Source organism: Chryseobacterium caseinilyticum, from assembly GCF_014837145.1.
GTDB lineage: Bacteria > Bacteroidota > Bacteroidia > Flavobacteriales > Weeksellaceae > Chryseobacterium > Chryseobacterium caseinilyticum.
Genome location: NZ_JACYFS010000002.1, coordinates 54,720 through 79,181 on the forward strand (window position 1 = coordinate 54,720; position 24,462 = coordinate 79,181).

Consider the following 24,462-nt stretch of genomic DNA (forward strand, 5'->3'; position numbering starts at 1 on the left):
TAAGCCTTTACGCAGCATTCCGAAGCTCAAAAGCAGCCCTCCCGGAGTCTCCGGAACGCTTCCCGGAGTCTGCGGAATGCTTCCTGAGGTCTACGGAACGCGAACCGGAGTCTGCAGAATGATTCTCTTAAGCTGCAAAACGCTGTTTTGATATAAAAGACTCTTAAAACACATTTTTTTACTTTACCAAAAAAGTTTCTGAGAAATGAAAGTTTTTAAGACAGTAAATGTTTTATTACCAGTTTGGCTTAAAACTTTCTTTTAGAATAACACCAAAAAAATATTCTATGCAAATCTCTCTTAAAAATCAAATTGCCATCGTTACAGGTGCTTCAAGCGGTATCGGAACCGGAATCGCCAAATCTCTGGCTGCTGCCGGAGCTAAGGTAGTCATCAATCATTCATCAGAACGGTCAAAAGACGAAGCTGAAGACATTTTAAAAGAAATTCAGAACGTTGGCGGTGAAGGAATGATTTTCCAGTGCGATGTTTCAAAAGAAGATGAAGTAAAAGCCATGTTTGAAAAAACAATTTCTGAATACGGAACTGTTGATATTTTAGTCAACAATGCCGGTCTTCAGAAAGACGCAGAATTTACTGAAATGACGGTCGAAGATTGGGATACGGTCATGAATGTTAACCTTAGAGGCCAGTTTCTCTGTGCCCGTGAAGCCATCAAAGAATTTCTGAGACGCGGAATTGATTTGTCTAAATCTGTTGCCTGCGGAAAGATCATTCATATCAGTTCAGTACACGAGGTTATTCCCTGGGCGGGACATGTGAACTACGCTGCCAGTAAGGGCGGTGTAAAGCTTTTGATGCAGTCTTTGGCTCAGGAATATGGCGCGAAAAAAATCCGGATCAATTCTATCTGTCCGGGAGCAATTCAGACGCCGATTAATGAAGAGGCTTGGGGAACTGAAGAAGCGATGGATGATTTATTAAAACTGATTCCGTACGACAGAATTGGTCAGCCTGAAGATGTAGGTAATTTAGCGGTATTTTTGGCCAGTGATTTCGCGGATTACATTACCGGAGCCAGCATTTTCGTTGACGGAGGAATGACGGTTTTGGAAAGTTTTTCCAAAGGTGGATAAAGTTTATTATTCATAAATCTGCTGAATAATTTCTAATGAATTGGGTATTCGGAAATCAGTAAAATGATAATGGTAATACACTAAAATACTGTCCAGCAACTGCTTTCTGTCTGAGGTCTTTATTTTAATTTCATAAGGATTTTCGGAAGTTGAAATCTGTTTCCAAAGGGATGAAATTTCTTTTGTAAAAAGATGATGGGTACCATTTAAATTAAAGTTTCCTGTTTCCGGATCCAAATATTCGAAACTACTGTGAAGTGGAGCAATTCCCTGTATTTTAAGCAGAACTATTAATAAAACCAAATGCGATCTGTAATTCTGAGCATCAAGATTTCGGTTAAAGTCTTCAATTGCTGAGAAAATTCCTGGATTTGAATTTTCGTGTTTTAAAATCTGATTGAGAAAATCTGAGACAAAAAATACAATGGTATTGGCTTTTACGTCGGTATAAAAATCGTAGGAATGTTCCAGTTCAAATTTTAATACGGAATTAATTTCTACACCGGGCTTGGATTTTCTACAGTTAAAACTGAGCATACTCAATGGTAGAATTAATGCCTTCTTCCTGTTTTTCTGAGTGAAAACAGACTTTAGAAAAAAGCTCTGAAAGCCTTCTTCTAAAGTAAAACAATGCAGAATAGCATCACTGTCTCCGTATTTTAAAAATGAGAGTACGAAACCCGTCTGAGAAATCATGAAATTTAATTAACCACAGCAATTTTTGCTGTCGCCTTATCTGTTCCGTCTTCGTTGGTCATTAACACAAAGTAAATTCCTGAAGCCACTCTCTTTCCTTTTTGGTTATTAAGATCCCATTCGTAATATCCTGTTCTTGCCTGTGCAGAGTGAACAATGTTTCCTGCAGCATCCGTGATTCTGATGTTTGCCACTTCTGCCAGTCCTTTAATCGTTACTTTTCCTTTAAACTGATTGTAAACCACAGGATTAGGGTACACTAAAACGTTTCCGAAATTTGAGGTCACATCAGCAACATCTCCCTGGTAAGTTACGATTCCGTCGTAAGTAACAAAATATACTTTTCCTGTTTTTTTATCAATTTTGATGTCTGTCACAGAATTGGTAGGCAGGGGCGAATTTTCTCTGGTGAAATGCTTAATTGTTCGTTCACCATCGGCAGAAAGGTAATAAACGCCTCCACCATCTACCGCAACCCATTTCTGATTTCCTGCATCTACTTCTATCGCCAGAATTTGTGAATCCCTGAAGAGTTCTTCTGCCAATCCGTTTTGTTCTATGACAACAGCTTCCAGCGTAGGATTGTTTTTCACTTCTGTAGCAGCATTAGGAAGAATTCTGATCCCAAGGTCAGTACCAATCCAGGCATCCCCGTCTTTATCAAACGCAACTGCTAATGTGTTGGCAGGTAAATTATTTTCAGCACCTATGATGTAGGCAGTATCGTCTGCGGTAGCTACTGTGCCTTTATAATCATAAGCCATAATATGCTGAGAACGGGGCAAAGCAGTCCAGAGAAGTCCTTCATGGAAGACAGGTGCCTGTACAGCACTGCTTGTGAGCGTTACCGTTTTTACCAAAAATTCATCAGTATCTCTTTTGTAGGGAGCCATAGCAACATTACTGCCCTCCACATTAAATGCGACTGACAGAAAAATATTGTTTTTGTCATCAGCAGCAAATCCTACCGGTCTGTTGATGTATATACTTGGTTGGTCTATGTCATAATATTTAACAAAATCAAAATCTTTGTTTGCAGGGTTATATTTCATCTTATAGACACCCATTCCGGCCCAAATACTGTAGTTGGAAAAAAAGACTATTGAAGGATCTTGAGGGTCAGCCATTGCATCTAAAATATTATATGTATTGGGATGAGTTGCAAAGTACGAAGGATAAACCCACTCGCTGCCATTAAAATAATAAAATCCAGGGTTCCGTGGATTCTCTATTCTAAAGTTAAACCCTCCCTCTCTACCTCCGGAAGATACAAGTAGTTGATTGTCATTGAAAGGTCTGATTTTATAGGAATAGTTGAAAGCTGGCCCATCTGGTTTGAAAATATTGCTGTTTTCATTCTTAATACCCGATAGAGCAGTTCCGAAATAAAATTTACCGGAAATTCTTACCGAAGTGTTGCATTCTTCACCAGGTGATGCAGAGCCTATAAAATTTCCGTTGTCAGCATAAGAATAAACTCTATTGTTGTCTGTTACAGTAACATTACCAGAGGTTGTAACCACGTCTTTCACATTGGTAAATGTCTGAGAAATAGGCGTGGAAGTTCCGTTGTTATAGAGATAGGCGGTAGTTGTACTGGCGTAGGATAAGCTACCGTCAGAATCTATGTGCTTAAAATTCCCTGTCTGTTCTGTTGTCCAGGTTGTAAAGACGGGAAATGTTGTATTAAGTTCGTGGCTCTTAAGTCCTGTATTGGTCACAGAATAAACTTTATTTCCAAAGATTGTGGCTTCATTGCTGGCTTCAAAAGTTCCACCAATGACAAAAAATGCCGAGTCAGCAAATTCTTTCTTTTTAAGTTTAAAAATAGAAACACCATATCCAACAGAAATTACAGCCTGATCGCCAGTGATTGAAATATGATTGATTCTTTTGCTTCCTGTATAACCTGTAGCAAGCGGAATATCAACGATATATGTAATTCCATCCGGAGCAATCACGTCCAAAGCACCACTTTGATAGCCTACCAAAGCAATTTTAGACTGAGGATCATAATCGAATGCAGAAATTTTAACTTCATGAAGACCTGAAGCCTTAGAAAGCTTCGAAATCTCTCCACTCGAAATATTATAATAAAAAACTCCGTTTTCTGTACCGGCAATTATTTTTCCGTTGTCCTCTTTCATGGCCAGAACATTGTTGTAGGAAAACATATCTGCCCACTTTTTGGAAGTAATATTTTGAGCATCTGCCAATTGCAATGTCGCAAGAATGCCTAGAGAAATTAAAAGTTTTTTCATATTACGCTGTTATACTGCTGTCAATTGCCTGATTGTTCCAGGAAACCGTTTTAATATTTTTATTTTGATCAAAAAAGAAATCTATTCTTCCCAAAAGAAGTCCTGCCCACCCCACCTGATTTACCAAAACGTTTTTTCCCTGTCTGTTCTGGAAGGTTTGCGGTTCAGGTAAGAAAGTGTGCGTATGACCGCCTAAAATTAAGTCAATATTTTCTGTTTTTGAAGCTAAAATTTTGTCGTTCAGTTTTTCAGGCTCGTCTCTGTAATCGTAGCCGATGTGGGAAAGGCAAATCACAAGGTCGCACTTCATTTCGTTTTTCAGGAAATTAGAATAATGTTGAGCCACATCGATTGGATTTGTCCAAATGGTTTCGCCATACTGTTTTTTTCCAACCAATCCGTCAAGTTCGATTCCCACTCCGAAAATTCCGACTTTAATTCCGTTTTTATTGAAAATTTTATACTGTGAAGTTTTTCCGTCTAATATGGTGTTTTTAAAATCATAATTCGAACAGATAAAAGGAAATTTTGCATTAGGCAAAACTTTTAAAAATCCATCTAAACCATTATCGAAATCGTGATTACCCATTGTGGAAGCATCATATTTCATCATCGACATTAGCTTAAACTCAAGCTCGCCTCCGAAAAAGTTGAAATACGGTGTTCCCTGAAAAATATCTCCGGAATCAAGAAGTAAAAGATTGCTTTCTTCGCTTCTGATTTTCTGAATTAAAGTTGCTCTTCTCGCAAAACCGCCCTGATTGGGATTTCTCGTGTAGCTTGAATCGAATGGTTCAATTCTGCTGTGTTGATCGTTGGTATGAAGTATCGTTAATTTATGGGCTGAAGAGAAAGAATTTAAATTTAATTCTTCCGCCATCATCAAATTCGGAGCTAAAGTCATCGCTAAAGTTCCGCCTGTTATCGTTTTTAAAAAACTTTTTCTATCCATTACTTCTTCCCGATAAAATTTAAACGGACTTCCTCCTTCGGATTGATCTGCTGATTTTTCTTAAAATATTCTATAAACAAATCTCTCAGTTTGATCCCTGTAGAAATTGATTCTCCCATTGCAAAAAACTTCATGTTGTCACCGCCCAAAGCCAGATAATCTGAGGTTGCAATATAATAATCCTGATTTGGATTAATTGAATTTCCGTTGATTAAACTTTTGGAAAGAGTACCGTCATTCGTTTCGATATACAAATGAGAAACAGGATTGTTTTTCTGATTTTTAGCGTAATAATCAAATAATCCCTGCAGATCTGAACCTTTAAATTTGACGATGATCACTTCATTTTCAAAAGGCATCACTTCAAAAACATTTTTCAGAAGAATATCACCTTTCCCGATCGTTGTACGGATTCCACCGATGTTGATCAGTGCGGCATCAATGTTTTTATTTAAATTGGCTTTCGCCCAGATATTCGCTCCGTCAAAAGTATAATCTGCCAAAAGATTTCCGAGATTACTGTTGTCGCCTTCCTTCGTTAAATCAACCTGTGTGTAAGAGATTTTCTGATTCATCTCTTTGTTGAGTTTCTCGGTGTAAGGCTCGATAAATTGAGCAAAATCTTCATCCGCCTTCAAGTCCTGATTAATAGAAATATTCTTCTGCGTCTGCACACTGGCCACCTGCAACGAAGTCGTTTTACAGGCTGTGAGCGAAAGCAGGGCAATTCCTATCAATAAGAATTTATTTTGCATAATTTCTTTAGTATAATGCAAATATAATTATATGTATAATAAAACAGGATTAAATATTGTAAATTCTTGTATGAAATTATTAAATTTGGGGAAAATAATTCGAACAGATGAGCATTTTAAAAGGAGTAGGTGTTGCTTTGGTAACGCCCTTTAATGAAGATTTATCCGTAGATTTCGAAAGTTTGACAAAACTCATTGAGTACAACATCGAAAACGGAACCAACTATTTGGTAGTTTTGGGAACTACAGCGGAAGCTGCTACACTTTCTTCAGACGAGAAGAAACAGGTGGTTGAGCACATCATTAAGGTTAATAATAAACGTCTTCCTTTGGTTTTAGGAATTGGCGGAAACAATACTCTTGAAGTCAAACAGCAGATCGAAGAAGCTGATTTATCTGATTTTACAGCCGTATTATCAGTGTCTCCATATTACAACAAACCCAATCAGGAAGGGCTTTACCAGCATTATAAAATGTTGGCTTCTACCGGGAAAAATATTATCATCTACAATGTTCCGTCAAGAACCGGACAGAATGTTGAGGCAGAAACGACTTTGCGTCTGGCCAAAGAATTCCCGAACTTATTCTTAATTAAAGAAGCTGCACCCAATATTCTTCAGTATTTCGATATTTTGAGAAAAAAGCCTGAAGGTTTCAATTTGGTTTCAGGAGATGATGAATTTACACTTCCCGTAACTTTAGCGGGTGGAGCAGGAGTAATTTCTGTAATCGGACAGGGTTATCCGAAAGAATTTTCAACGATGGTTCAGCTGGCTTTTGATAAAAAAGTAGATGAAGCCTATGAGATTCACAATAAACTGGTTGACATCACAAGACTGATTTTCGCAGAAGGAAATCCGTGCGGAATTAAAGCGGTTTTGGCTGAAAAAGGTTTGATTAAAAACTATCTGAGACTTCCATTGGTTCCTGCATCAGAAGGACTTTATGTGAAGATAAAAGCGGAGATGGCGAAAATTTAAAAAGTGAATGGTGAATTTTGCTTTGCAAGTGAAAGGTGAAGCAGAACATTAAACATAAAAATAATGAAAAGTGAAAGGTGTGATACTTTTCACTTTTTTAATCTTAATTCCAAAATATTGAACCACAAAAGTCACAAAAGTCTGCAGAGTTTTAATTAATTATCCCTTAAAGATCAAAAAAGCTTTCCGTTTTATGAAAAAAATTAGTGTAATTTTTTTTTGAGCTTTTAAGAGGAAATCATTACAACTCAAATAATAAAAAAACTTTTGTGACTTTTGTGTTAAAAAATAATATGAAATTAATCAAAGCAATAAAAGAAAATATTCCCTTAATTCAGGACTTGGCAAAAAGGTCATGGGAAAATGCTTATGCTGATATTCTTTCCCAGGAACAGATGAAGTATATGCTCGACAGCATGTACTCAGACGCAGAAATTTCAGAGCATTTAAAAAATCCAGACTATCATTATTATCTTGTTTTTGATGAAGTTTTAAATGTATTTGATGGATTTTTAGGCTACGAAAATCACTATGAAGATCAAACGACAAAACTGCACAGAATTTATCTCGTTCCGGAAAGCAAAGGAAAAGGTTTAGGAAAAAAAACGCTTGAATTTCTAAATGAAAAAGTAAAGGAAAGTGGCGATCACAGAATTATTTTAAATGTGAATAAATACAATTCTGCAAAAAGCTTTTATGAATCTCAGGGTTTTCAAGTTTATGATGAAGGCGTTTTTGATATTGGAAATGGATATGTGATGGATGATTATCTGATGGAGAAAACTGTATAAGATATTGATTGTGTTATTCTAAAATTTGTAAATTTGAATAAATTAAAGAAAATGACTGCAGCAGAATTGAAATTGGATTTGATCAATCGAATCGCAAATTTAGAAGAATCTCGCATCATAGAAGAAATTAAAAGTTTCTTAGATTTTGAACAGGATACCACAGTTTTTCAATTAAGTGATGAGCAAAAAGAAAGACTTTTAAAAGCTCAAAATGATGAAATTCTTACAGAAGATGAAGCAAATAATGAAATTGAAAAATGGCTTCAAGAAAAATAGTTTGGACAAAAGAAGCAAATTCTGAAAGAAAAGAAATTCTTGAGTTTTGGATTGACCATAATAAATCTAAAACTTACAGTATTAAATTGAATAAACTATTCATAAAAGCTCTAAAGCAACTTGCAGCACATCCAAAAATTGGTCGCGAAACGGATTTAAAGAATGCGAGAGTTAAAATTGTTGGTAAGTATCTGATTTTTTACGAGTTTTCAGACGTTCAGATTAAAGTTTTATCGGTCTGGGATGGTAGGAGAGATTTAAAAACAAGAAGGGATTTTTAATTGTAATTACGAAATCTTACTCCACTTATTTTTCCCTTTATAATACTGCAGATAGTAATTTTTAATAATCTGATGCTCCGGTCTTGAAAGCAGGGGATCGGTTTCCAAGATTTTTTCAACCAAACTTTTGGTATTTTTGATAATTGCAGAATCATTCACCAGATCCAGTTTTTTAAAGTCTACAACACCACTTTGTTGGGTACCCAAAATATCGCCTGGACCACGCAACTGCATATCAACTTCAGAAATTTTGAACCCGTCATTGGTTTCGGTCATCGTTTTAATTCTCGTTCGGCTGTCTGAGGATAATTTATCCGATGTCATCAGGATGCAGTAACTCTGTTCACCACCTCTTCCCACACGGCCTCTCAGCTGATGAAGTTGTGACAAACCGAATCTTTCTGAACTTTCAATGACCATCACCGATGCATTTGGAACATTAACACCAACTTCAATAACCGTTGTAGCGACCATAATCTGTGATTTTCCGGACGCGAAGTAATTCATGGCTGCATCTTTTTCGTCGGGTTTCATTTTCCCGTGAAGCATCGTGACATTGTAATTGGAGAAATTGTCCATTACACTTTCCAAACCTTCCATCAGATTTTTGTAATCCAGTGTTTCAGACTCTTCAATCAATGGGTAAACGAAATAAATCTGTCTGCCTTTCCGTATTTGTTCATGACAGAAATTGTAAACGTAAGCGCGGTCTTTTTCTCTTCTGTGAGCCGTGATAATCGGTTTTCTTCCGACAGGCATTTCGTCAATCACAGAGACATCCAGATCAGAATAAAAACTCATCGCCAAAGTCCGTGGAATCGGTGTTGCCGTCATGACCAAAATGTGCGGTGGTATTCTGTTTTTTGCCCAAAGTTTTGCCCGTTGAGCCACTCCGAAACGATGTTGCTCGTCAATGATAGCCAAACCTAAATTTTTGAACTTCACTTTATCTTCTAAAACAGCGTGTGTTCCAATTAAAATGGACAGTTCACCGTTTTCCAGTTCCTCATGGATGATTTTTCTGGCAGAAGCTTTTACAGAACCCGTAAGAATGCTGACTTTGATTTCTGTATCTTTCAGTAAATTTTTTATTCCGGCATAATGCTGCTGAGCGAGAATTTCTGTAGGTGCCATCAGACAGCTTTGAAAACCGTTATCCATTGCGATGAGCATCGTCAGCAATGCCACCATTGTTTTTCCCGAACCAACGTCGCCCTGCAGAAGCCTGTTCATCTGGATTGGTTTTTTCATGTCAATCCGGATTTCCTTTAAAACTCTTTTTTGTGCATTCGTCAGTTCAAAAGGGAGGTGATTTTCGTAGAAACCTGTGAAATAATCGCCGACGATCGGGAACGGATTTCCGTGTGATTTTGTTTTGTGATGCGCCTTTTTCAGACCAAAACCTAACTGGAAGAAGAATGATTCTTCAAATTTTAAACGATTATCTGATTTTTCGAAATGCTGCTGATCTTTCGGGAAATGAATATTGAGAAATGTATGCTGTCGCGACAGAAACTGGTAATGCCGAATCATGTATTCCGGAAGATTTTCCTGAATGAGATTTGGAATTTCCTTGCAGATTTTCTTCAATATATTCTGAAAAAATTTCTGATTTAAACCCCGTTTGCTGAGTTTTTCCGAGCCTGGATAAATAGGTTTTAGTCTTACATCAGTTTCTTTGCTTTCTTCAGCTTCAATTTCCGGATGCGGCATTGAAAACTGGTTATTGAAAGCATTGATTTTACCAAAAATAAATACTTCCTTATTGACCAGAAGCTGTTCTTTGAACCATTTTGAATACTGAAACCAGACGAGATCCATCGTTCCGGTATGATCGTTGAATTTTGCAGAAAGTCTCTTGATTTTCCCCGTCTGAATTTCCTGAACAGAAGTTATCCGTCCCTTCAGCTGAACTTCAATATTGCTTTCCTGAAGCGTTGAAACCGTGAAAATCTTGCTTTTATCCAGATACCGGATAGGGTAGAAGTTCAGAAAATCTTCCACGACAGAAATTCCCAGCACATTTTTGATGAGCTTTGCACGTTCGGAACCGATTCCTTTCACGAATTCTATGGGAGTTTCTAAAGTCAGAACTGAATTTTTTGAAGCACGAATTTCGGGAAAATTTAGTAATAAAGAAAGCTTTCGATTTTGAAAGCTTGATTGTTTTACGTCTCCCGCAGATAATGCAGATAGAGCAGATTTTTAAATTGAATGGAGTTGCTAAGATTCCATTAAAACAAATTTAAATTTTAAATGTTTCACTAGAGATATTGCCACGAATACACGAATGAATTTGAAATATTTTAAAATAAATTAATTCGTGTTCGTAGCTGTTATTAGCCAAAAGCCAGCAGCCATCCGCCAAAAGCCTACTGCTCTTTTATTTTAGACTTAAATTTCCGCTGATAATCTTCCCACTCGCCCTGAGTTTTAAATTTTTTATGAAGATCCCCCGAAATGAAAACCAGATAAGGTTCCAGTTCTTTTGCCGTAAGTTCGCCCTGGAGCATTGTAATCGGGCGGCCTGTTTCATCCAGCAAAGCGGTTGTAGGAACTGCGTTCACATTCATAAACTGAGTAAATTCGTGAAGTGAATTTCTGCCTTTTCTTTGAGAACTGTTCTCATTTGAAAATTTTCTCCCAAAAACTTCTATTGTTTTTTTATCTTCCGCGTTGAATTTTACAGGATAGTAACTGGTGTTGAGAATATCGTAAATCACGGCGTTTCCGTAGGTTTTTTTATCCATTATTTTGCATGGACCGCACCAGTCTGCGTAAAAATCGATGAGTATTTTTTTTGGTTGTGTTTTCTGAGCTTCAAGTGCTTCTTCAATCGTCATCCATTTTACCTGAGAAAAGGCGAAAACGGATTGGATAATGAAGATGAAAGCGATTATTTTTTTCATAATTAATTTAAAATTAAATCATTAGCGAACCTCCTGCATAAGTTTTCTCACCCACGGAGATATCAAAATCAGTACCACTCCGGCAATGACTGCGTAGAGTCCGAGTTGTTTGTAACCATTAGTGTAGATCATGAAAGCATCAAAATTACTTGTTCCTTCTTCAGCAGTAGCGAGATGATTCCCTAATATACCTGCTACATATTGTCCGTAAGCGGAAGCTAAAAACCACATTCCCATCATCATGCCCTGAAGGCTTTTTGTGGAAAGTTTTGTCATAATCGACAGCCCGATGGGAGAAAGGCACAGTTCGCCTAACGTAATGACCAGCAGTGCTAGAGTAAAGAAATTGAGGGAAGTAATTCCCTGTAAATCAGCAAATAATCTTGTAGCAAAAAGCACATAATATCCCAGACCTAAAAATATAAAACCGAGCCCGAATTTAATAATGGTGTTGGGCTCAAGTTTTCTTTTGCTGAGCCAAATCCATAACAAACCGATTAGCGGTGCCAGAAAGATAATGAAAAATGCACCTCCGGAATTGTTGACACCGTTTGGATCTAGTCCTAATAGGTCTTTATTTAAATTTTTAGCTGCAAAAATACTCAATGTTCCTCCGCTCTGTTCGTAGATTCCCCAAAAGAGAATTGAAAACAGGATAAAAACTAAAGCTGCCCATAATTTTTTCCGCTCACCAGGACTGACTTTGGACATTTCGAAAAAGAAGTAGATGAGAACTATAGGCCCGACGGTTGCCATAAAATAGTTTGTGTATTGAGGTACAGAAACCATAATCATAATGATCGGGATAAAGATCAACGATAAAATGTACACTCCAAATTCTTTCCATTTTGGTATGGGTGCAGATTTTTCTTCATTTTGGGGATGTCCCGGCTGTAGACCAATCGTTCCTAAGCTTTTCTGTGTAAAGACGAAGTTGATTAGAGATATTAGCATTACAATGGCTGCCAATCCAAAAGCGACATTCCATCTTTTATCTTCAGGGATTATCTTTGAGAGCATTTCACCCTTGCCGATTGCTATACACAGATAGCCGCCCAGCAAGGCTCCCAAGTTGATGCCTGCGTAGAAAAGAGAAAATCCTGCATCTGCTCTGGAATCATTAGGTTTATAAAGCTGACCTACCATTGATGAAATGTTTGGTTTAAAAAATCCGGTACCTATTACGGTAAAGGAAATTCCTAAGAAAAAGAAATCGTGAGGATTTGTTGCTAAAATTAAACTGCCGATAATCATCAGCAATCCTCCCCAAAATAATGATTTTCTAAATCCTAAAATTTTATCCGCAAAAAGTCCACCCACAAAGGTAAAGGCATACACAAAGGCTTGTGTGGCTGCATATTGTGACGTTGCTGCTTTCTCCTGAAAATCAAGTTGTGAAATCATGAAGAATACCAACATGCCACGCATTCCGTAGAAGCAGAAGCGTTCCCACATTTCAGAAAAGAAAAGTGACCAGATCTGTTTTGGGTATTTTCCTTTGAAATTCTGTATTTCGTCGAGGGTTTGGTTCATGTGTTATAATTTATCAATGATAATTGATGAATGATTTGTGACTCATTGTGTCACGAATCTTTTTAAAGAAATTCTGTTAAAGGCTGTTCCAATTCAACTGTTGACATCATGCATCAACGAATTAAAATCCTTTATAAATTTACATATATAGAAGTAACCAACTCAAAATATTTTCGGAAACTTCCATGATGCGAATGTAAAAAAAAACCTCTGAAAAATCAGAGGTTTTATATAGTTTAAGAAAAGAAATTATTTTGCAATCTCTTCTGCCATGCCTAATTTATCATTATGCATCATTTTTTGTAGCCATGAGCTCATCACAAATAAAATTGCAGCAGCTGCACCAGTCATAATTATAAAGACCATAAAGAATTCATAAAGATTGGTAATCTGATATCCTAAGAATGAAGGATTTACTACGGGACCAGTGGTGGCTTCAGCACCAGCAGTGGGAGGTATTAAGGCACTCAGAGTTCCTGCAAACTTATTTGCAGCAGCATTGGCAAGAAACCAAGTTCCCATCAGTAAAGATGAAAGTCTTAGCGGTGCTAATTTTGAAACCATTGATAATCCGATTGGTGATAAACACAGTTCCCCCATTGTATGGATTATATAAAGTGAAATAAGCCACCACATTGAAACTTTATCATCTATTCCAAGTCCTTTCACAGCAATTGCAATAACTACATATCCTAAAGCAACTAAGGCTAAACCTAAAGCCATTTTTTTAGGAGAAGAAGGTTCTAGTTTTCTGATGTATAAAAATCCCCAAATCATTGAGAATAATGGAGCTAAAGCAATAACGGCCAAAGGATTAACAGATTGAAAGTATGAAGCAGGCATTTCCCAGCCAAAAAGACTCCTCTCTGTCTGACGGTCTGCAAATAAAGTGAGTGATGCTCCGGCCTGTTCAAAAGCTCCCCAAAAGAAAATTACGAAGAATGCCAAAATGAATACGACCATTATTCTCTGCATCTCAACTTTTGTAAGGCTTTTATCAGTTAAGATAAGAATCGGCATTGCTACCATAGCCCCGTAGATGAAATAGCTGATTATATCAATGTCACTTTTAAACATCTGCTTGAAGTTCAACATGAAAAATATGATTGCAATTGAGCCCACGATCATACCAATGCTTTTAGCATCAAGCTTTTTAACAGGCAGACCTATCGCTTTTCCTTCTTCAGATATAAGATACTTTTTCTGACCAAAAATAAATGCTACCAAACCAAGCAACATTCCGACACCTGCAGCTAGGAAACCCCATTTGAAATCCATAGAGCCACAAACCAGAGGTGAGAAAAATGCTCCCAAATTGATACCCATGTAGAAAATAGTAAATGCACTGTCGATTCTTCTGTCGTTTGCAGGATACAACTGTCCTACCATTGTGGAGATATTTGGTTTGAAGAAACCATTTCCGATGATGATGGAAGTAAGACCTATCCACATTAAAGTGATTCCGCCATTTGTACCGGCAGATGCACTGAAAAACATGAAGAACTGACCGATTGCCATCAAAAGACCACCAATCACAATACTTCTTCTGTTTCCTAAAAACTTATCACAAAGATACCCTCCCAAAAGTGGTGTCAGATAAACTAATCCTGTATAGCTTCCGTATATTTCAGATGCGTCTGCATCTTTCATCAGTAATACTTTGGTCATAAACAGAATAAAGATGGCTCTCATTCCATAATAACTGAATCTCTCCCACATTTCCGTGAAAAATAGAAAGTAAAGACCTTTAGGATGACCTTTCTTTTGTGCTGTATCCATATATACTTGTTAAATTTTGTTAAGACCCACAAATATAGTTTTTTTTGGGTTTTTGGCAAGTTTTAATTTTTATTTTAAAGAAAAAAGCTGCAGATCAATTCTGCAGCTTCCGATATATTGGTTTGATTAAATTTTAATGCCCGCTGTCTTTCATGATTCTGTTGAGTCTTTTCAACATGAGAAGTCCTAAGACAGTTGCAAATATCAAAAGTCCGAAATTTACCATAAAATAATTAGACTTGTTTTCGTAGCTGTACCATGTGCTTGCTAAAATTCCGGAGAGCTTATTTCCCACAGAATTGGCAAGGAAAAATCCACCCATCATCAGTGCGGTAAGTCTTGCTGGGGAAAGTTTAGATACAAATGATAGTCCCATTGGTGAAAGACAAAGTTCACCCACGGTAATTACTCCATAACTGGCAACAAGCCACCATGGCGAAACTTTTACGGCACCGTTTTCTCCCGCTGAAACTGCCAGAACCATCACCAGACATGAAAGTGCAGATATGAAAAGTCCCAGAACGATTTTTGTAGGAGTCAGCGGTTCTTTTCCTCTTCTTCTTAAAAATGCCCAGAATCCAACGACTACCGGAGTTAAAGCTATCACCCAAAACGGATTAATAGACTGAAATAATTCGGTATTGTAAAGGAAAATTTTGCTGTCAGGATTTTGCTCTAAAGAAGCTCTTTTTTCCGGCGATATATTTTTAAAATAGACATCCTTGCCCTGTTCTTTGATGGCTTTTCCATCTTTGTCTTTTTGAGATTGATACTGGTCATCATAAACCGGAACTTCCTTTGTTTCATAACCTTTCCCGTCTACCATGTAGATTTTTTCCAAAGGTTTTTCAAGTGAAGTGGAAACGCTTCTGTCAGTGTAATAATTGGCCCACCTTGTCAGTGCCGTTCCGTTTTGTTTAAAAACTGCCCAGAAAAACATACTGATCATAAATACGGATAAAAGAGCTCCGATGGCTGCTTTTTCATTTGGTTTAGCTTTGAAATACAGTGAACCGTAAAAATAAATTACAGGAACGCAGGCGAAAATAAAGGCGTCCGTACTGTCGCTTCCAAAAATACTGCTTGGAACAAACCATCCAACTACTCCAAATAAAATTGCCGGCAAAAATACCTTCATTAAAATTTCAGAAAGCTTGGTGTCGCCTTCCTGTACAGGTTTCATCTGTGCAGCGTGGATATAATGTTTTCTTCCGATGGTGAAAATAACCATTCCGATCAGCATCCCTACACCGGCAGTGATAAAAGCTTCGCCCCAGCCGTATTTATTTCGCATGAAAGCAGCTATAAGGTTGCAGATAAACGCACCGATGTTGATTCCCATGTAGAAAATGTTGTACCCCGAATCTTTATTAGCTTTGTATGGTTCTTCAGAATATAAATTTCCAAGTAAAGTGGAAATGGTAGGCTTGAAAAATCCGTTTCCGATAATAATTAATGCCAATGAAGAGTAAAATAAAGTCAGATCCTTGAAAACGCCCATCCCAATGTATCCTGCAGCCATTAAAAATCCGCCGAGATAAATTGATTTTATGTATCCTAAAACTCTGTCTGCCAAAAATCCACCGATAAAAGGTGTGAGATAAGTTAATGCGATATAAGTTCCGAAAATGTCGTCAGCAGTTTTGTCGGGTAAACCGAGACCACCTTTTAAACCTGCAGGTTCGATGACGTAGAGAACAAAAATTCCGAGAATTAAATAATATCCGAAACGTTCCCACATTTCTGTGAAAAACAAAAAGGGCAATCCTTTTGGATGTTTGGTTTTCATGAGTATATTTTTTACAATTTCACAAATATAATTTTTTTAAAACAATATTTGAATTTTATTAACTTTGAGTAAATAAAACACTGAAAATGGAAGTTACGTTAAAAGACATAGAAAATAATTTGGAGACTTTGCCTAAAGAATTTTTAAATCAGGTCAATGATTTTATTGATTTTCTTAAGTATAAACTTTTTAAACATGTGGAGTATGAAGTTCCTGAATGGCAAAAAGATGAAGTAAAAAGAAGAGTGAAGTATGCGCAGGAACATCCTGAAAGTTTGATTTCTGAATCTGAAATGGATAACTATTTAAATGATTTAGAAAGTGGCAACTAAATTAATTTACAGCCATTTTGTAAAACAGGATTTAAAAGAAATAAACAATTGGTACAGAAAAATTAATAAAAAACTTGCGAATCAATTTATTCAGGAATTTCGTTCAAAAATTAATTATATTAAAGGAAATCCTTTTTTATGTGAAATTAAATATGACAGAAACAGAATAGTCTTCCTAAAGAAATTCCCTTATGGAATTATAACGAAGGCAAAGATTTAATTGAAGTATATTCTGTTTTCCACACCTCAAGAAATCCCGATCAATGGATTGATAGGCAATAAAAATTCCGAACCTCAATCTGAGATTCGGAATTTTTTATATTCCATCTTCCAACTTCCTACAAATTCTCCAGAATGAAATCTGTCATTTTCTGATAGAGCTGCGGTCTTGTCTGTCCGCCGTAAATACCATGGTTTTTATCTGGGTAAGCCATAAATTCAAACTGTTTTTTGTTTTGAATCAAAGCTTCAGAAAACTCCATAGAATTCTGGAAATGTACGTTGTCATCAGCTGTTCCGTGGATTAGAAGGAATTTTCCTTTCAACAGATTTGCGTAAGTTGTTGGCGAATTGTCATCATATCCAGCAGGATTTTCCTGTGGTGTCAGTAAAAATCTTTCCGTGTAAACCGAATCATAATATCTCCAGTTCGTCACCGGCGCCACAGCGATTCCTGTTTTGAAAACATCAGCACCCTTCGTTAACGCTAAACTCGCCATGTATCCTCCAAAACTCCATCCGAAAATTCCGATTCTTGATTTATCGATATACGATTGGTTTCCAAACCATTTTGCAGCTGTGATCTGATCTTCGATTTCGTATTTACCTAAGTTTTTGTAAGTAACTTTCTTAAATTTCGCTCCTTTGTAACCCGTTCCACGTCCGTCTACACAGGCAATGATGTAGCCTTTCTGAGCCAACATTTCAAACCAGAATGTGTTTCCGTTATCCCATGAGTTCGAAACCTGCTGTGATCCCGGACCCGAATATTGGTACATGAACAAAGGATATTTCTTGTTTTTATCAAAGTTTTTAGGCTTAATAATCCATGCATTCATCTGATCTCCCGCTTCGTTTGGAATCGTAATAAATTCTTTTACGGTGAAATTATCCTGCTGCAGTTTTTGTAACTGAGCTTCGTTGTTCTGAAGTTCTTTCAGTTGCTTTCCGTTGCCGTCTTTCAATACAAAAGTGTAAGGTTTCGCAACGGTGGAAGAGGTTTCAATAAAATAATTATAGTTTTTGCTGAAATTCGCAGCGTTGTTTCCTTCTGCATTCGAAATCAACTGCGATTTTCCGTTTTGGATATTGATTTTGGAAACCACTTTATTAATGCTTCCTTTTTCTGTTGTCTGAACGAAAACTTCTTTGGTTTTAGGATTAAATCCATAATATTCTGTCACTTCCCAGTTTCCTTTGGTAATCTGCTTTTTCAGTTTGCCGTCTTTGTCATACCAGTACAAATGTCTGAATCCATCTCTTTCAGAAGCCCAAAGAAAAGAATTGTCTTCCATGAATTCCAAAGTCACATTGTCTGTGTCGATCCACTTGTCATCGGTTTCTGTGAACAGTTTTGTCGCCTGTCCGGTTTTTGTGTTGACTTTTAAAACATCCGATGCATTCTGAGTTCTTTGTGAAGTAATCAAAACAATTTCGTCCGGATTTGAAGTCTGAATTACATTCGGAATGTAATAATTTTTAAAACTGTCTAAGTTTACTTTGGTTTTTTTCCCGTCAGACAACTGGTAGATATGCGCCGTTGCAATTGAGTTTTTTTCGCCTGCTTTTGGGTATTTGTAACGCATTTCTGTAGGGTAAAGAGATTTCCCGTACATCGGAATGTAAATTTCCGGAACATCAGTTTCCACCAGTTTTACAAATAAAATATCTTGTGAATTTTTAGTCCATTCATATAATCTTGCGTGCCCGAATTCCTCTTCATAAACCCAGTCTGCCAAACCGTTCAGTACTTTATTTTTTACGCCGTGTTGCGTAATCTGAGTGATTTTTCCTGAGTTTAAATCCTGATAAAACAGGTTGTTGTCTACAATAAAAGAAATTTTGGTAGCATCAGGAGAAAATCTTGGCTCCTGAACAGCTTTTCCTTCATTCAGACTAACGGTTTTTCCTGTTTTTAAATCTTTAATATCATATTTTCCTAAAAAAGAATGTCTGTAAATAGGCTGACTTTCTTTCAGCAACAGGATTTTAGATTCGTCATCAGAAAATTCATAGCTTTCGAAACTTCCGTCTACTAAATTCCCTTCTTTCTGAGAGGTTTTATAAGAGTATTTTGCGATTCCGCCCTGCTCAATAACCAGATAATTTTCACCGTTTTTCATTGAGGCAATTCCAGCGATGCCTTTTCCGCGGTAATAGCCAGAATATATTTTGTCTAAAGTAATTTCCTGAGCGTTCAGACTTTGGAATACAGCAGCGATGCTGAGTGTAAGTATAAGTTTTTTCATTTTTAAAATAAAAGGATTCCAAATATAACATTTTTAATAAAATCTTTTGAGAATGAATATCAAAACTTCGTTTTGGCAAAAAAATTGGAGTAGACGTTTCATTAAATAAACAATTATGGAAACGAATAACGAGAAGAAACTCAACCGCTACGAACTTACAAATGAAATCTTATATACCGGCTTCGCAGACTTCGCCGCTGCCGAACTCTACGCAAAAGAAAATAACGGAAAACTGATGGAAGTAGCTTTCAAAGATGGTAACGACAATCCCGTGGAAACTTCCGAAGCAGATCTGATTGAAAAGAAATTACATTATTTTGTGGATGCAGGTCCTGAATATAAATTCATCCACTCATCAGATGAGGGTTTTAAACAGTATGCTGATGAACTTCAAAAGATAAAAGCTAAACTGACTCAGTCTCCGCCGGATGAAAGGTATCTTGCCAATTTCGAAATTGAAAATGCTGAAGATCCAATTGTGGTTCTGAAAAATGACCAGTTTGAATCAGTAACGTCAAGAGAGCGTTCAAAATATCTGAAACATGCCAATGTTTATGAAATTGCAGTTTCAAAACCTAAAGCACAGGCATAAAATCAATCTATCATAAGCAAATCAGCCCGAACAAAACGTTCGGGCTGATTTTTTTATAAGATTTTTTCAACTTAATTCTTAGCCTCAACCTTAACCTCAAGATTATACAGTATTTTGTAATATTCGTCAGCCATACGGTCAGAATTAAACTGATCTTTCACGTCATTCATGGCGTTGTACTGTATTTTTCTCCATTTATCAGGACTGTCGTAGTACGTCGGAAGAATTTCTTTTTCAAGAATTTCGTAGAGTTTGTTTAAATCATAGTTATCCTGCTCATAAATACTCATGTTGGCATAATCCGCTTTCGGAACAACGAAAGAGTTTTCGCCGTGTTTCGCATACTCCGGAATCCAACCGTCGTCTGTTGAAAGGTTGACACTTCCGTTCATAGAAGCCGTCATACCTGATGTTCCGGAAGCTTCTCTCGGGACACGCGGATTGTTGAGCCATAAATCTGAACCCTGCTTTAAAGATTTACTTAAAGCCAGTTCATATCCGGTTAAAACCGCCATATTTTTATTGTTTTTGCTTTCTTCTACCAGAGAATTGAAGGTAGAAATAGCTGAATAGTCCATTGGATAAGGCTTTCCGGCCCAAATCATCTGAATTGGATATTTTGGATGATTTAATAATTTGTAAAATCTTGATTTATCGTGTAAAAGCAAATCTGCTCTTTTGTATCCTGCAAATCTTCTTGCCCAGACAATGGTGAAAATATTCGGATCAAAAAGATTTCCGGTTTGGTCTGCCACAATCTTGAAAAGTCTCTTTTTTAAAAGCTTTTTGCGGTAGTCAAACATGGTTTCATTATTTTCATCCTTTGCATTATACAAAGGCTTGTCGCTCCAGTATTTGAATTCCTGTGCGTTGGTGATTGATTTAATTTCACAAATGCCATCGTATTTGCTCCACATTTCACGCGAAACCTCACCGTGAAGCTGCGAAACACCGTTGGCAACTTTTGCCATTTTCAGTGCACACAGCGAGTGATTGAATCTCTCATCATCAGAACCCTCAATTTTGCTCACTTCTTCAAGACTTAAACCGGAAAAGTATGACATCTCATGACAAAGTCTTCTGTTGTGTTTTTCGTTTCCGGCTTCTTCCGGAGTATGTGTTGTGAAAACAAGTTTTTCTTTCACTTTACTTAAATCTCCATTGAATTTTTTCAGTAAATGAAACGCTGCCGGCAAGCCGTGTGCTTCGTTCAAATGATAGATATCTCTTTCGATATTCATTTCTTCCAGAAGTCTTGCGCCACCTTTTCCTAAGAGAATGTACTGAGCCAGTTTTGTAGATTCGTTGGCGTCATACAGTTTGTGAGAAATGGTTTTCGAGATATGGTCGTTTTCAGGAACATCAGTCGACAGAAAGAACATTGGTGCTGTGTTAAAAGTTTCAGGATCAAGATAAAAAACCTTCACCCAAACCGGTGCACTGTGAATTTCGATCTGAAATTTAATGCCTGTGTCTTCCAGAAAACTGTACATTTTCTTCGTCCATGTTGGCTGAAGTGTCTGATCGTGATTTCGTGCCTGATCATAATAACCGAATTTCCAGAGAATTCCGATTCCTATAAGATCCTGCTTCAGATTATAGGCACTTCTCATGTGCGAGCCAGCCAAAAACCCGAGACCACCGGAATATATTTTGAGGACCTGCTCGATGGCAAATTCCATTGAAAAATAAGCGACTTTTTTTGTGTATTGCTGGTTGACAGCGTATGGTATTTTGAAGTTTTTGAAATCCATTCTGTGTTAATAAATATTTAGATATTGAACAAATGTAATTATTATCGAAATAAATCGATTGTTAAATAATTAATAATTTAAAATTTTAAAATCATTTCAATTAAAAAAATCACTATATTTAGCTTGTAAATTTTTGATAATCAAAATGTTTACCCTTGAGTCAGTTTTATAATTCTGCTAAAATTTAAGCTCATGAAAAAGACTTTTTCCGATGAAGATCTTGTAAAAAATATGAGTCTCTATCATCTCAACAGACATCTTAAAAAGAAGCCGATAGAAAAGTATCACCGCAGCATAGACGCCTCTGCTCTGCACGACCGTGAGAAGTACAAAAAGAAAGCCGAGATTTTGCTGCTCAATTCGTTTATGCACCATTTTCCTGATGTGAAGTTTGAAAATTTTACCTGCGAAAGTCCTGATTTTATCGCAAAACTGAATGGTAAAAAAATCGGAATAGAACTCACGGAAGTAATCAATCATCTGGAAATGAAAAAGGTAGAAAGCTGCCTCAACAAAATTTTCCGTCAGGCAGAAATATTATTGGAACAGGAAGACACTACGAAATATCGTGGTGTTTATTTTTTGGAATTTAATACACATTTTAAATTAGACAACCCTCAGTTTCAGCAGGAAATTATTTTAGATATTTACAAAAGCATCCGCAAGAAAACGCCTGTAGGTTGTGTGAAAAAAATCAGGAAATCTTCTCATCGCCGAAATGTTTTTATCACGCATGAATATAATCTTAATCTTTTTGATGAACTGTGTTCAGAGAAAATTTTGGAACTGATTGAGAAGAAAAATGAAAAATTTCCTTACTACGATACTTCTGTGGATGAGTGCTGGCTTGTAATTGTTTCAGATATGAATTCTTTGGCTTCTCGTTATACATTTATCCAGAATAGAGAAAATTTAGCTGAAGTTAAAAGTCCGTTTCATAAAATTTTTCATCTGGAGAATCTTTGTGGAAATATAACCAGCATAAAAGCATGATTTGTATTTTCGAAAATTGATAAATTATTAAAAATTAACTGATTTTGTGTAAGTTTTAAGTTCGTTTGTTGTAAAGGTTTAAATATTTGTTTAAATTTGATACGAACTAATACACGGGGGTATGAAAAAAGCTATACTGTTTTTACTAATATTAATTTCAAATTTTTATTTTTCTCAGGGAGACTGTGTTACGGCATTGGGTGTCTGCGGAAATTCGAGCATTACCTACAGTCCAACTGGTATTGGAGCTACAAATGAAAGCTTGGGCGACTGTCTCAGTACAGGCGAGCATAATTCGATTTGGTATAAATTTAAAATTGCAACCAGCGGAACGCTGACGTTTGTTATAAATCCTGCAGATCCTACCGTAGACTACGACTGGGCTGTTTACGGACCTAATACGTCATGTGGAAGCCTTGGTTTTCCCATCCGATGCAATGCTGCAACCGTTATTGGCGTAAGTCCTGACACGGGTTTGAATATGACAAGCACAATTACCAGTGCAGCGGGCGGATCCAACACACCCTACTGTAAATACATGGATGTTGTTGCAGGAGAAACTTACTTTTTATACTTAGACAATTTTCAGGGAGGTGCGAGTACTAATACTTCGCCTTTTACACTTACATGGGGCGGTACTGCTTCATTGGCATCACCTTTTACTGACCCGGCAATATTGCAGTTTCCTCTTGTGCCACCAGGAACCCCAGCAGCAAATCCTTCTGATCCAAGAGAGATTTTAATATGTTTAAATCCTGCAGTTTTCAATTTCAGTACATTAACACCAGGGATCTTAAATGGGAACAGTAATTTTGTTGTTTCTTATCATCTTAATCAAAATGATGCGATCTCCGGAGCAAATCCAATCACGACTCCAATTGCAGTTAATACGACAACAGTTTACTATTATAGTGTACATTATCAGGATCCTGCGAACCCCACCAATCCAATAAATTATTGCAGAGAAATAGGTAAATTTAAATTTAAACTGGGATCAATTTCTTCTTATGACGCAAGTTTAGAGGTTTGTCCAAATGTAGGCACTCCGAATATCGGAACTTTTAATTTGGAATTGGCAAATGTCACACTTCAGTCAGGAGCAATAAAAAAATACTATCCAACACTGGCAAACGCACAGACTGAGACAGGTGCAATTAATCCTGCTACAGCATACAACTCTGCGAATGGAGTAGTTTATGTAAGAATTTCTAATGTTGCCGGATGTTACAACATAGCAGCAATTACTTTGAAAGTAACTTCTCCGAAATATTCAACCATTGAGGCAAGTGTAGAATCCTGTTCTAATCCTGGAACTCCTACTATAGGAACTTTCAACTTGGAGTTGGCAAATATAACTGTACCGTCGGGAGCTGTTAAAAAATATTATCCTTCGCTGGCGAACGCACAGTCAGGAACCAACGAAATCAATCCTGCTACTGCTTACATTTCAGCTAATGGGGTGGTTTACTTAGGAGTTTATCATCCTACGCAATGTTATACGATCTATAAAATTACTTTGACAGTAGTTCCGGCAAAATATTCAACTGTTTTAAAAAACCAGATAATCTGTATTGATGACCGTGCAACTTTAGATGCAGGTCCTGGTTTTGATTCTTATGAATGGAGTACTGGTGCTACAACTCAGGTAGTTTCTGGCCTTCCGGTAGGAACCTATTGGGTAAAACTTCAGACAGGAAACTGTTTTGCCCTTCAATATGTGAGCGTGTTATCTTATGCCCAACCTGTTATTACGAGTGTTGATATAACTTTTCAAAAAGTTGTTGTGAATGTAAGCGGAGGAAAAGCGCCTTACAAATATTCTATGGATGGCTCAAATTGGCAGGATTCAAATACTTTTACAGGCGTAAAACGAGGGGAACAGACTGTTTATGTGAAAGATGCAAACGAATGTCATGAAGTGGATATCGAAATCACAGTTCCCAATATTGTTAATGCCATCACGCCAAACGGAGATGGGTTGAATGATTATATAGATTATTCTGCACTGGCTTACAAAGCAAACCTTGTTTTCACCGTATATGACAGATATGGCAACAAGCTTTTCGAAGCTGACAAATTCAATGATTACAGATGGGATGGTACAGCAGGAAATAAAAAAGTATTGACGGGTAATTACTGGTTTTCATTCACGTGGAACGAACCAAAAAGAAACAATGCACCTGTAAAATATTCAGGATGGATATTATTGAAAAACCGGGAATAA

Annotated in this window: 20 protein-coding genes; 9 read left to right on the forward strand and 11 right to left on the reverse strand. The window is 36.9% G+C overall.

The window, feature by feature from the left end; genetic code table 11:
• The first annotated feature begins 287 nt into the window (after nt 1–287).
• Nucleotides 288–1,097: a glucose 1-dehydrogenase gene (locus IC610_RS08310; RefSeq protein ID WP_191736327.1), complete on the forward strand. Its 810-nt coding sequence runs from the start codon at nt 288–290 to the stop codon at nt 1,095–1,097.
• A gap of 6 nt (nt 1,098–1,103) precedes the next feature.
• On the opposite strand, the gene recO is transcribed toward IC610_RS08310, so the two are convergent.
• Genes recO through IC610_RS08330 form a run of 4 tightly spaced genes read right to left on the reverse strand, consistent with a single transcriptional unit; the run spans nt 1,104 to nt 5,761 of the window.
• Nucleotides 1,104–1,793 carry a DNA repair protein RecO gene (gene recO, locus IC610_RS08315; protein WP_191736329.1) on the reverse strand — a complete coding sequence of 230 codons (690 nt, stop codon included), beginning with the start codon at nt 1,791–1,793 and terminating at the stop codon, nt 1,104–1,106.
• A gap of 5 nt (nt 1,794–1,798) precedes the next feature.
• Entirely contained in the window at nt 1,799–4,054 is a 2,256-nt protein-coding gene (porZ, locus tag IC610_RS08320) for a type IX secretion system anionic LPS delivery protein PorZ (RefSeq protein ID WP_191736331.1), read from the reverse strand.
• 1 nt (nt 4,055) lies between these two features.
• Nucleotides 4,056–5,006 (reverse strand): bifunctional metallophosphatase/5'-nucleotidase, encoded by a 951-nt coding sequence (locus tag IC610_RS08325; protein WP_191736333.1) that lies wholly within the window; start codon nt 5,004–5,006, stop codon nt 4,056–4,058.
• Nucleotides 5,006–5,761 carry a 5'-nucleotidase C-terminal domain-containing protein gene (locus IC610_RS08330; RefSeq protein ID WP_191736335.1) on the reverse strand — a complete coding sequence of 252 codons (756 nt, stop codon included), beginning with the start codon at nt 5,759–5,761 and terminating at the stop codon, nt 5,006–5,008. Before IC610_RS08330 ends, IC610_RS08325 begins: the two co-directional genes overlap by 1 nt.
• 107 nt (nt 5,762–5,868) lie before the next feature.
• Between IC610_RS08330 and dapA the strand changes: the two genes are divergently transcribed.
• From dapA to IC610_RS08350, 4 genes are all read left to right on the forward strand, one after another.
• Nucleotides 5,869–6,741 (forward strand): 4-hydroxy-tetrahydrodipicolinate synthase, encoded by an 873-nt coding sequence (dapA, locus tag IC610_RS08335; RefSeq protein ID WP_191736336.1) that lies wholly within the window; start codon nt 5,869–5,871, stop codon nt 6,739–6,741.
• Nucleotides 6,742–7,034: 293 nt separating this feature from the next.
• A complete protein-coding gene (locus IC610_RS08340; RefSeq protein ID WP_191736338.1) occupies nt 7,035–7,532 on the forward strand; it encodes a GNAT family N-acetyltransferase in 498 nt (165 codons plus the stop codon).
• Between the two features lie 51 nt (nt 7,533–7,583).
• The gene (locus IC610_RS08345; protein WP_191736340.1) at nt 7,584–7,808 is read left to right on the forward strand and encodes a hypothetical protein; all 225 of its coding nucleotides are present in this window, start codon (nt 7,584–7,586) and stop codon (nt 7,806–7,808) included.
• Nucleotides 7,790–8,089 carry a type II toxin-antitoxin system RelE/ParE family toxin gene (locus IC610_RS08350; RefSeq protein ID WP_191736342.1) on the forward strand — a complete coding sequence of 100 codons (300 nt, stop codon included), beginning with the start codon at nt 7,790–7,792 and terminating at the stop codon, nt 8,087–8,089. The genes IC610_RS08345 and IC610_RS08350 overlap by 19 nt, the downstream gene beginning before the upstream one ends.
• Nucleotides 8,090–8,095: 6 nt before the next feature.
• Here IC610_RS08350 and recG read toward each other — a convergent pair whose 3' ends face one another.
• The 5 genes from recG to IC610_RS08375 form a co-directional block, all read right to left on the reverse strand.
• A complete protein-coding gene (gene recG / locus IC610_RS08355; protein ID WP_191736822.1) occupies nt 8,096–10,204 on the reverse strand; it encodes an ATP-dependent DNA helicase RecG in 2,109 nt (702 codons plus the stop codon).
• 257 nt (nt 10,205–10,461) lie between these two features.
• The gene (locus tag IC610_RS08360; protein ID WP_191736344.1) at nt 10,462–10,998 is read right to left on the reverse strand and encodes a thioredoxin family protein; all 537 of its coding nucleotides are present in this window, start codon (nt 10,996–10,998) and stop codon (nt 10,462–10,464) included.
• A gap of 21 nt (nt 10,999–11,019) precedes the next feature.
• Complete coding sequence (locus tag IC610_RS08365; RefSeq protein ID WP_191736346.1) at nt 11,020–12,531, reverse strand: peptide MFS transporter; 1,512 nt, start codon at nt 12,529–12,531, stop codon at nt 11,020–11,022.
• 249 nt (nt 12,532–12,780) lie between these two features.
• Complete coding sequence (locus IC610_RS08370; RefSeq protein WP_056076679.1) at nt 12,781–14,310, reverse strand: peptide MFS transporter; 1,530 nt, start codon at nt 14,308–14,310, stop codon at nt 12,781–12,783.
• A gap of 133 nt (nt 14,311–14,443) precedes the next feature.
• On the reverse strand, nt 14,444–16,099 hold the full coding sequence (locus IC610_RS08375) for a peptide MFS transporter (protein ID WP_191736348.1): 1,656 nt from the start codon (nt 16,097–16,099) through the stop codon (nt 14,444–14,446).
• A gap of 86 nt (nt 16,100–16,185) precedes the next feature.
• Here IC610_RS08375 and IC610_RS08380 point away from each other — a divergent pair, with 86 nt between their 5' ends.
• On the forward strand, nt 16,186–16,431 hold the full coding sequence (locus IC610_RS08380; RefSeq protein ID WP_191736350.1) for a hypothetical protein: 246 nt from the start codon (nt 16,186–16,188) through the stop codon (nt 16,429–16,431).
• 338 nt (nt 16,432–16,769) lie between these two features.
• Here IC610_RS08380 and IC610_RS08385 read toward each other — a convergent pair whose 3' ends face one another.
• Complete coding sequence (locus tag IC610_RS08385; protein ID WP_191736352.1) at nt 16,770–18,899, reverse strand: S9 family peptidase; 2,130 nt, start codon at nt 18,897–18,899, stop codon at nt 16,770–16,772.
• 115 nt (nt 18,900–19,014) lie between these two features.
• Between IC610_RS08385 and IC610_RS08390 the strand changes: the two genes are divergently transcribed.
• Nucleotides 19,015–19,491, forward strand: a complete 477-nt coding sequence (locus IC610_RS08390) for a hypothetical protein (protein WP_056076688.1) — start codon at nt 19,015–19,017, stop codon at nt 19,489–19,491.
• Between the two features lie 71 nt (nt 19,492–19,562).
• Here IC610_RS08390 and glgP read toward each other — a convergent pair whose 3' ends face one another.
• The gene (gene glgP, locus IC610_RS08395) at nt 19,563–21,245 is read right to left on the reverse strand and encodes an alpha-glucan family phosphorylase (protein ID WP_191736354.1); all 1,683 of its coding nucleotides are present in this window, start codon (nt 21,243–21,245) and stop codon (nt 19,563–19,565) included.
• Nucleotides 21,246–21,437: 192 nt separating this feature from the next.
• On the opposite strand from glgP, the gene IC610_RS08400 reads away from it, so the two are divergent.
• Both IC610_RS08400 and IC610_RS08405 read left to right on the forward strand, forming a co-directional pair.
• Entirely contained in the window at nt 21,438–22,238 is an 801-nt protein-coding gene (locus tag IC610_RS08400; RefSeq protein ID WP_191736355.1) for a hypothetical protein, read from the forward strand.
• Between the two features lie 121 nt (nt 22,239–22,359).
• Complete coding sequence (locus IC610_RS08405; RefSeq protein WP_191736357.1) at nt 22,360–24,462, forward strand: T9SS type B sorting domain-containing protein; 2,103 nt, start codon at nt 22,360–22,362, stop codon at nt 24,460–24,462.

Excerpts from the sequence above, each read along its gene's own strand:
- IC610_RS08345 (WP_191736340.1), top strand. The coding sequence starts at position 7,584 with ATGACTGCAGCAGAATTGAAATTGGATTTGATCAATCGAATCGCAAAT.
- IC610_RS08365 (WP_191736346.1), bottom strand. The coding sequence starts at position 12,531 with ATGAACCAAACCCTCGACGAAATACAGAATTTCAAAGGAAAATACCCA.
- IC610_RS08370 (WP_056076679.1), bottom strand. The coding sequence starts at position 14,310 with ATGGATACAGCACAAAAGAAAGGTCATCCTAAAGGTCTTTACTTTCTA.
- dapA (WP_191736336.1), top strand. The coding sequence starts at position 5,869 with ATGAGCATTTTAAAAGGAGTAGGTGTTGCTTTGGTAACGCCCTTTAAT.
- IC610_RS08390 (WP_056076688.1), top strand. The coding sequence starts at position 19,015 with ATGGAAACGAATAACGAGAAGAAACTCAACCGCTACGAACTTACAAAT.
- IC610_RS08330 (WP_191736335.1), bottom strand. The coding sequence starts at position 5,761 with ATGCAAAATAAATTCTTATTGATAGGAATTGCCCTGCTTTCGCTCACA.
- IC610_RS08400 (WP_191736355.1), top strand. The coding sequence starts at position 21,438 with ATGAAAAAGACTTTTTCCGATGAAGATCTTGTAAAAAATATGAGTCTC.
- IC610_RS08310 (WP_191736327.1), top strand. The coding sequence starts at position 288 with ATGCAAATCTCTCTTAAAAATCAAATTGCCATCGTTACAGGTGCTTCA.
- recO (WP_191736329.1), bottom strand. The coding sequence starts at position 1,793 with ATGATTTCTCAGACGGGTTTCGTACTCTCATTTTTAAAATACGGAGAC.
- glgP (WP_191736354.1), bottom strand. The coding sequence starts at position 21,245 with ATGGATTTCAAAAACTTCAAAATACCATACGCTGTCAACCAGCAATAC.
- IC610_RS08380 (WP_191736350.1), top strand. The coding sequence starts at position 16,186 with ATGGAAGTTACGTTAAAAGACATAGAAAATAATTTGGAGACTTTGCCT.
- IC610_RS08385 (WP_191736352.1), bottom strand. The coding sequence starts at position 18,899 with ATGAAAAAACTTATACTTACACTCAGCATCGCTGCTGTATTCCAAAGT.
- IC610_RS08350 (WP_191736342.1), top strand. The coding sequence starts at position 7,790 with ATGGCTTCAAGAAAAATAGTTTGGACAAAAGAAGCAAATTCTGAAAGA.
- IC610_RS08360 (WP_191736344.1), bottom strand. The coding sequence starts at position 10,998 with ATGAAAAAAATAATCGCTTTCATCTTCATTATCCAATCCGTTTTCGCC.
- IC610_RS08405 (WP_191736357.1), top strand. The coding sequence starts at position 22,360 with ATGAAAAAAGCTATACTGTTTTTACTAATATTAATTTCAAATTTTTAT.
- IC610_RS08375 (WP_191736348.1), bottom strand. The coding sequence starts at position 16,099 with ATGAAAACCAAACATCCAAAAGGATTGCCCTTTTTGTTTTTCACAGAA.
- IC610_RS08340 (WP_191736338.1), top strand. The coding sequence starts at position 7,035 with ATGAAATTAATCAAAGCAATAAAAGAAAATATTCCCTTAATTCAGGAC.
- IC610_RS08325 (WP_191736333.1), bottom strand. The coding sequence starts at position 5,006 with ATGGATAGAAAAAGTTTTTTAAAAACGATAACAGGCGGAACTTTAGCG.
- porZ (WP_191736331.1), bottom strand. The coding sequence starts at position 4,054 with ATGAAAAAACTTTTAATTTCTCTAGGCATTCTTGCGACATTGCAATTG.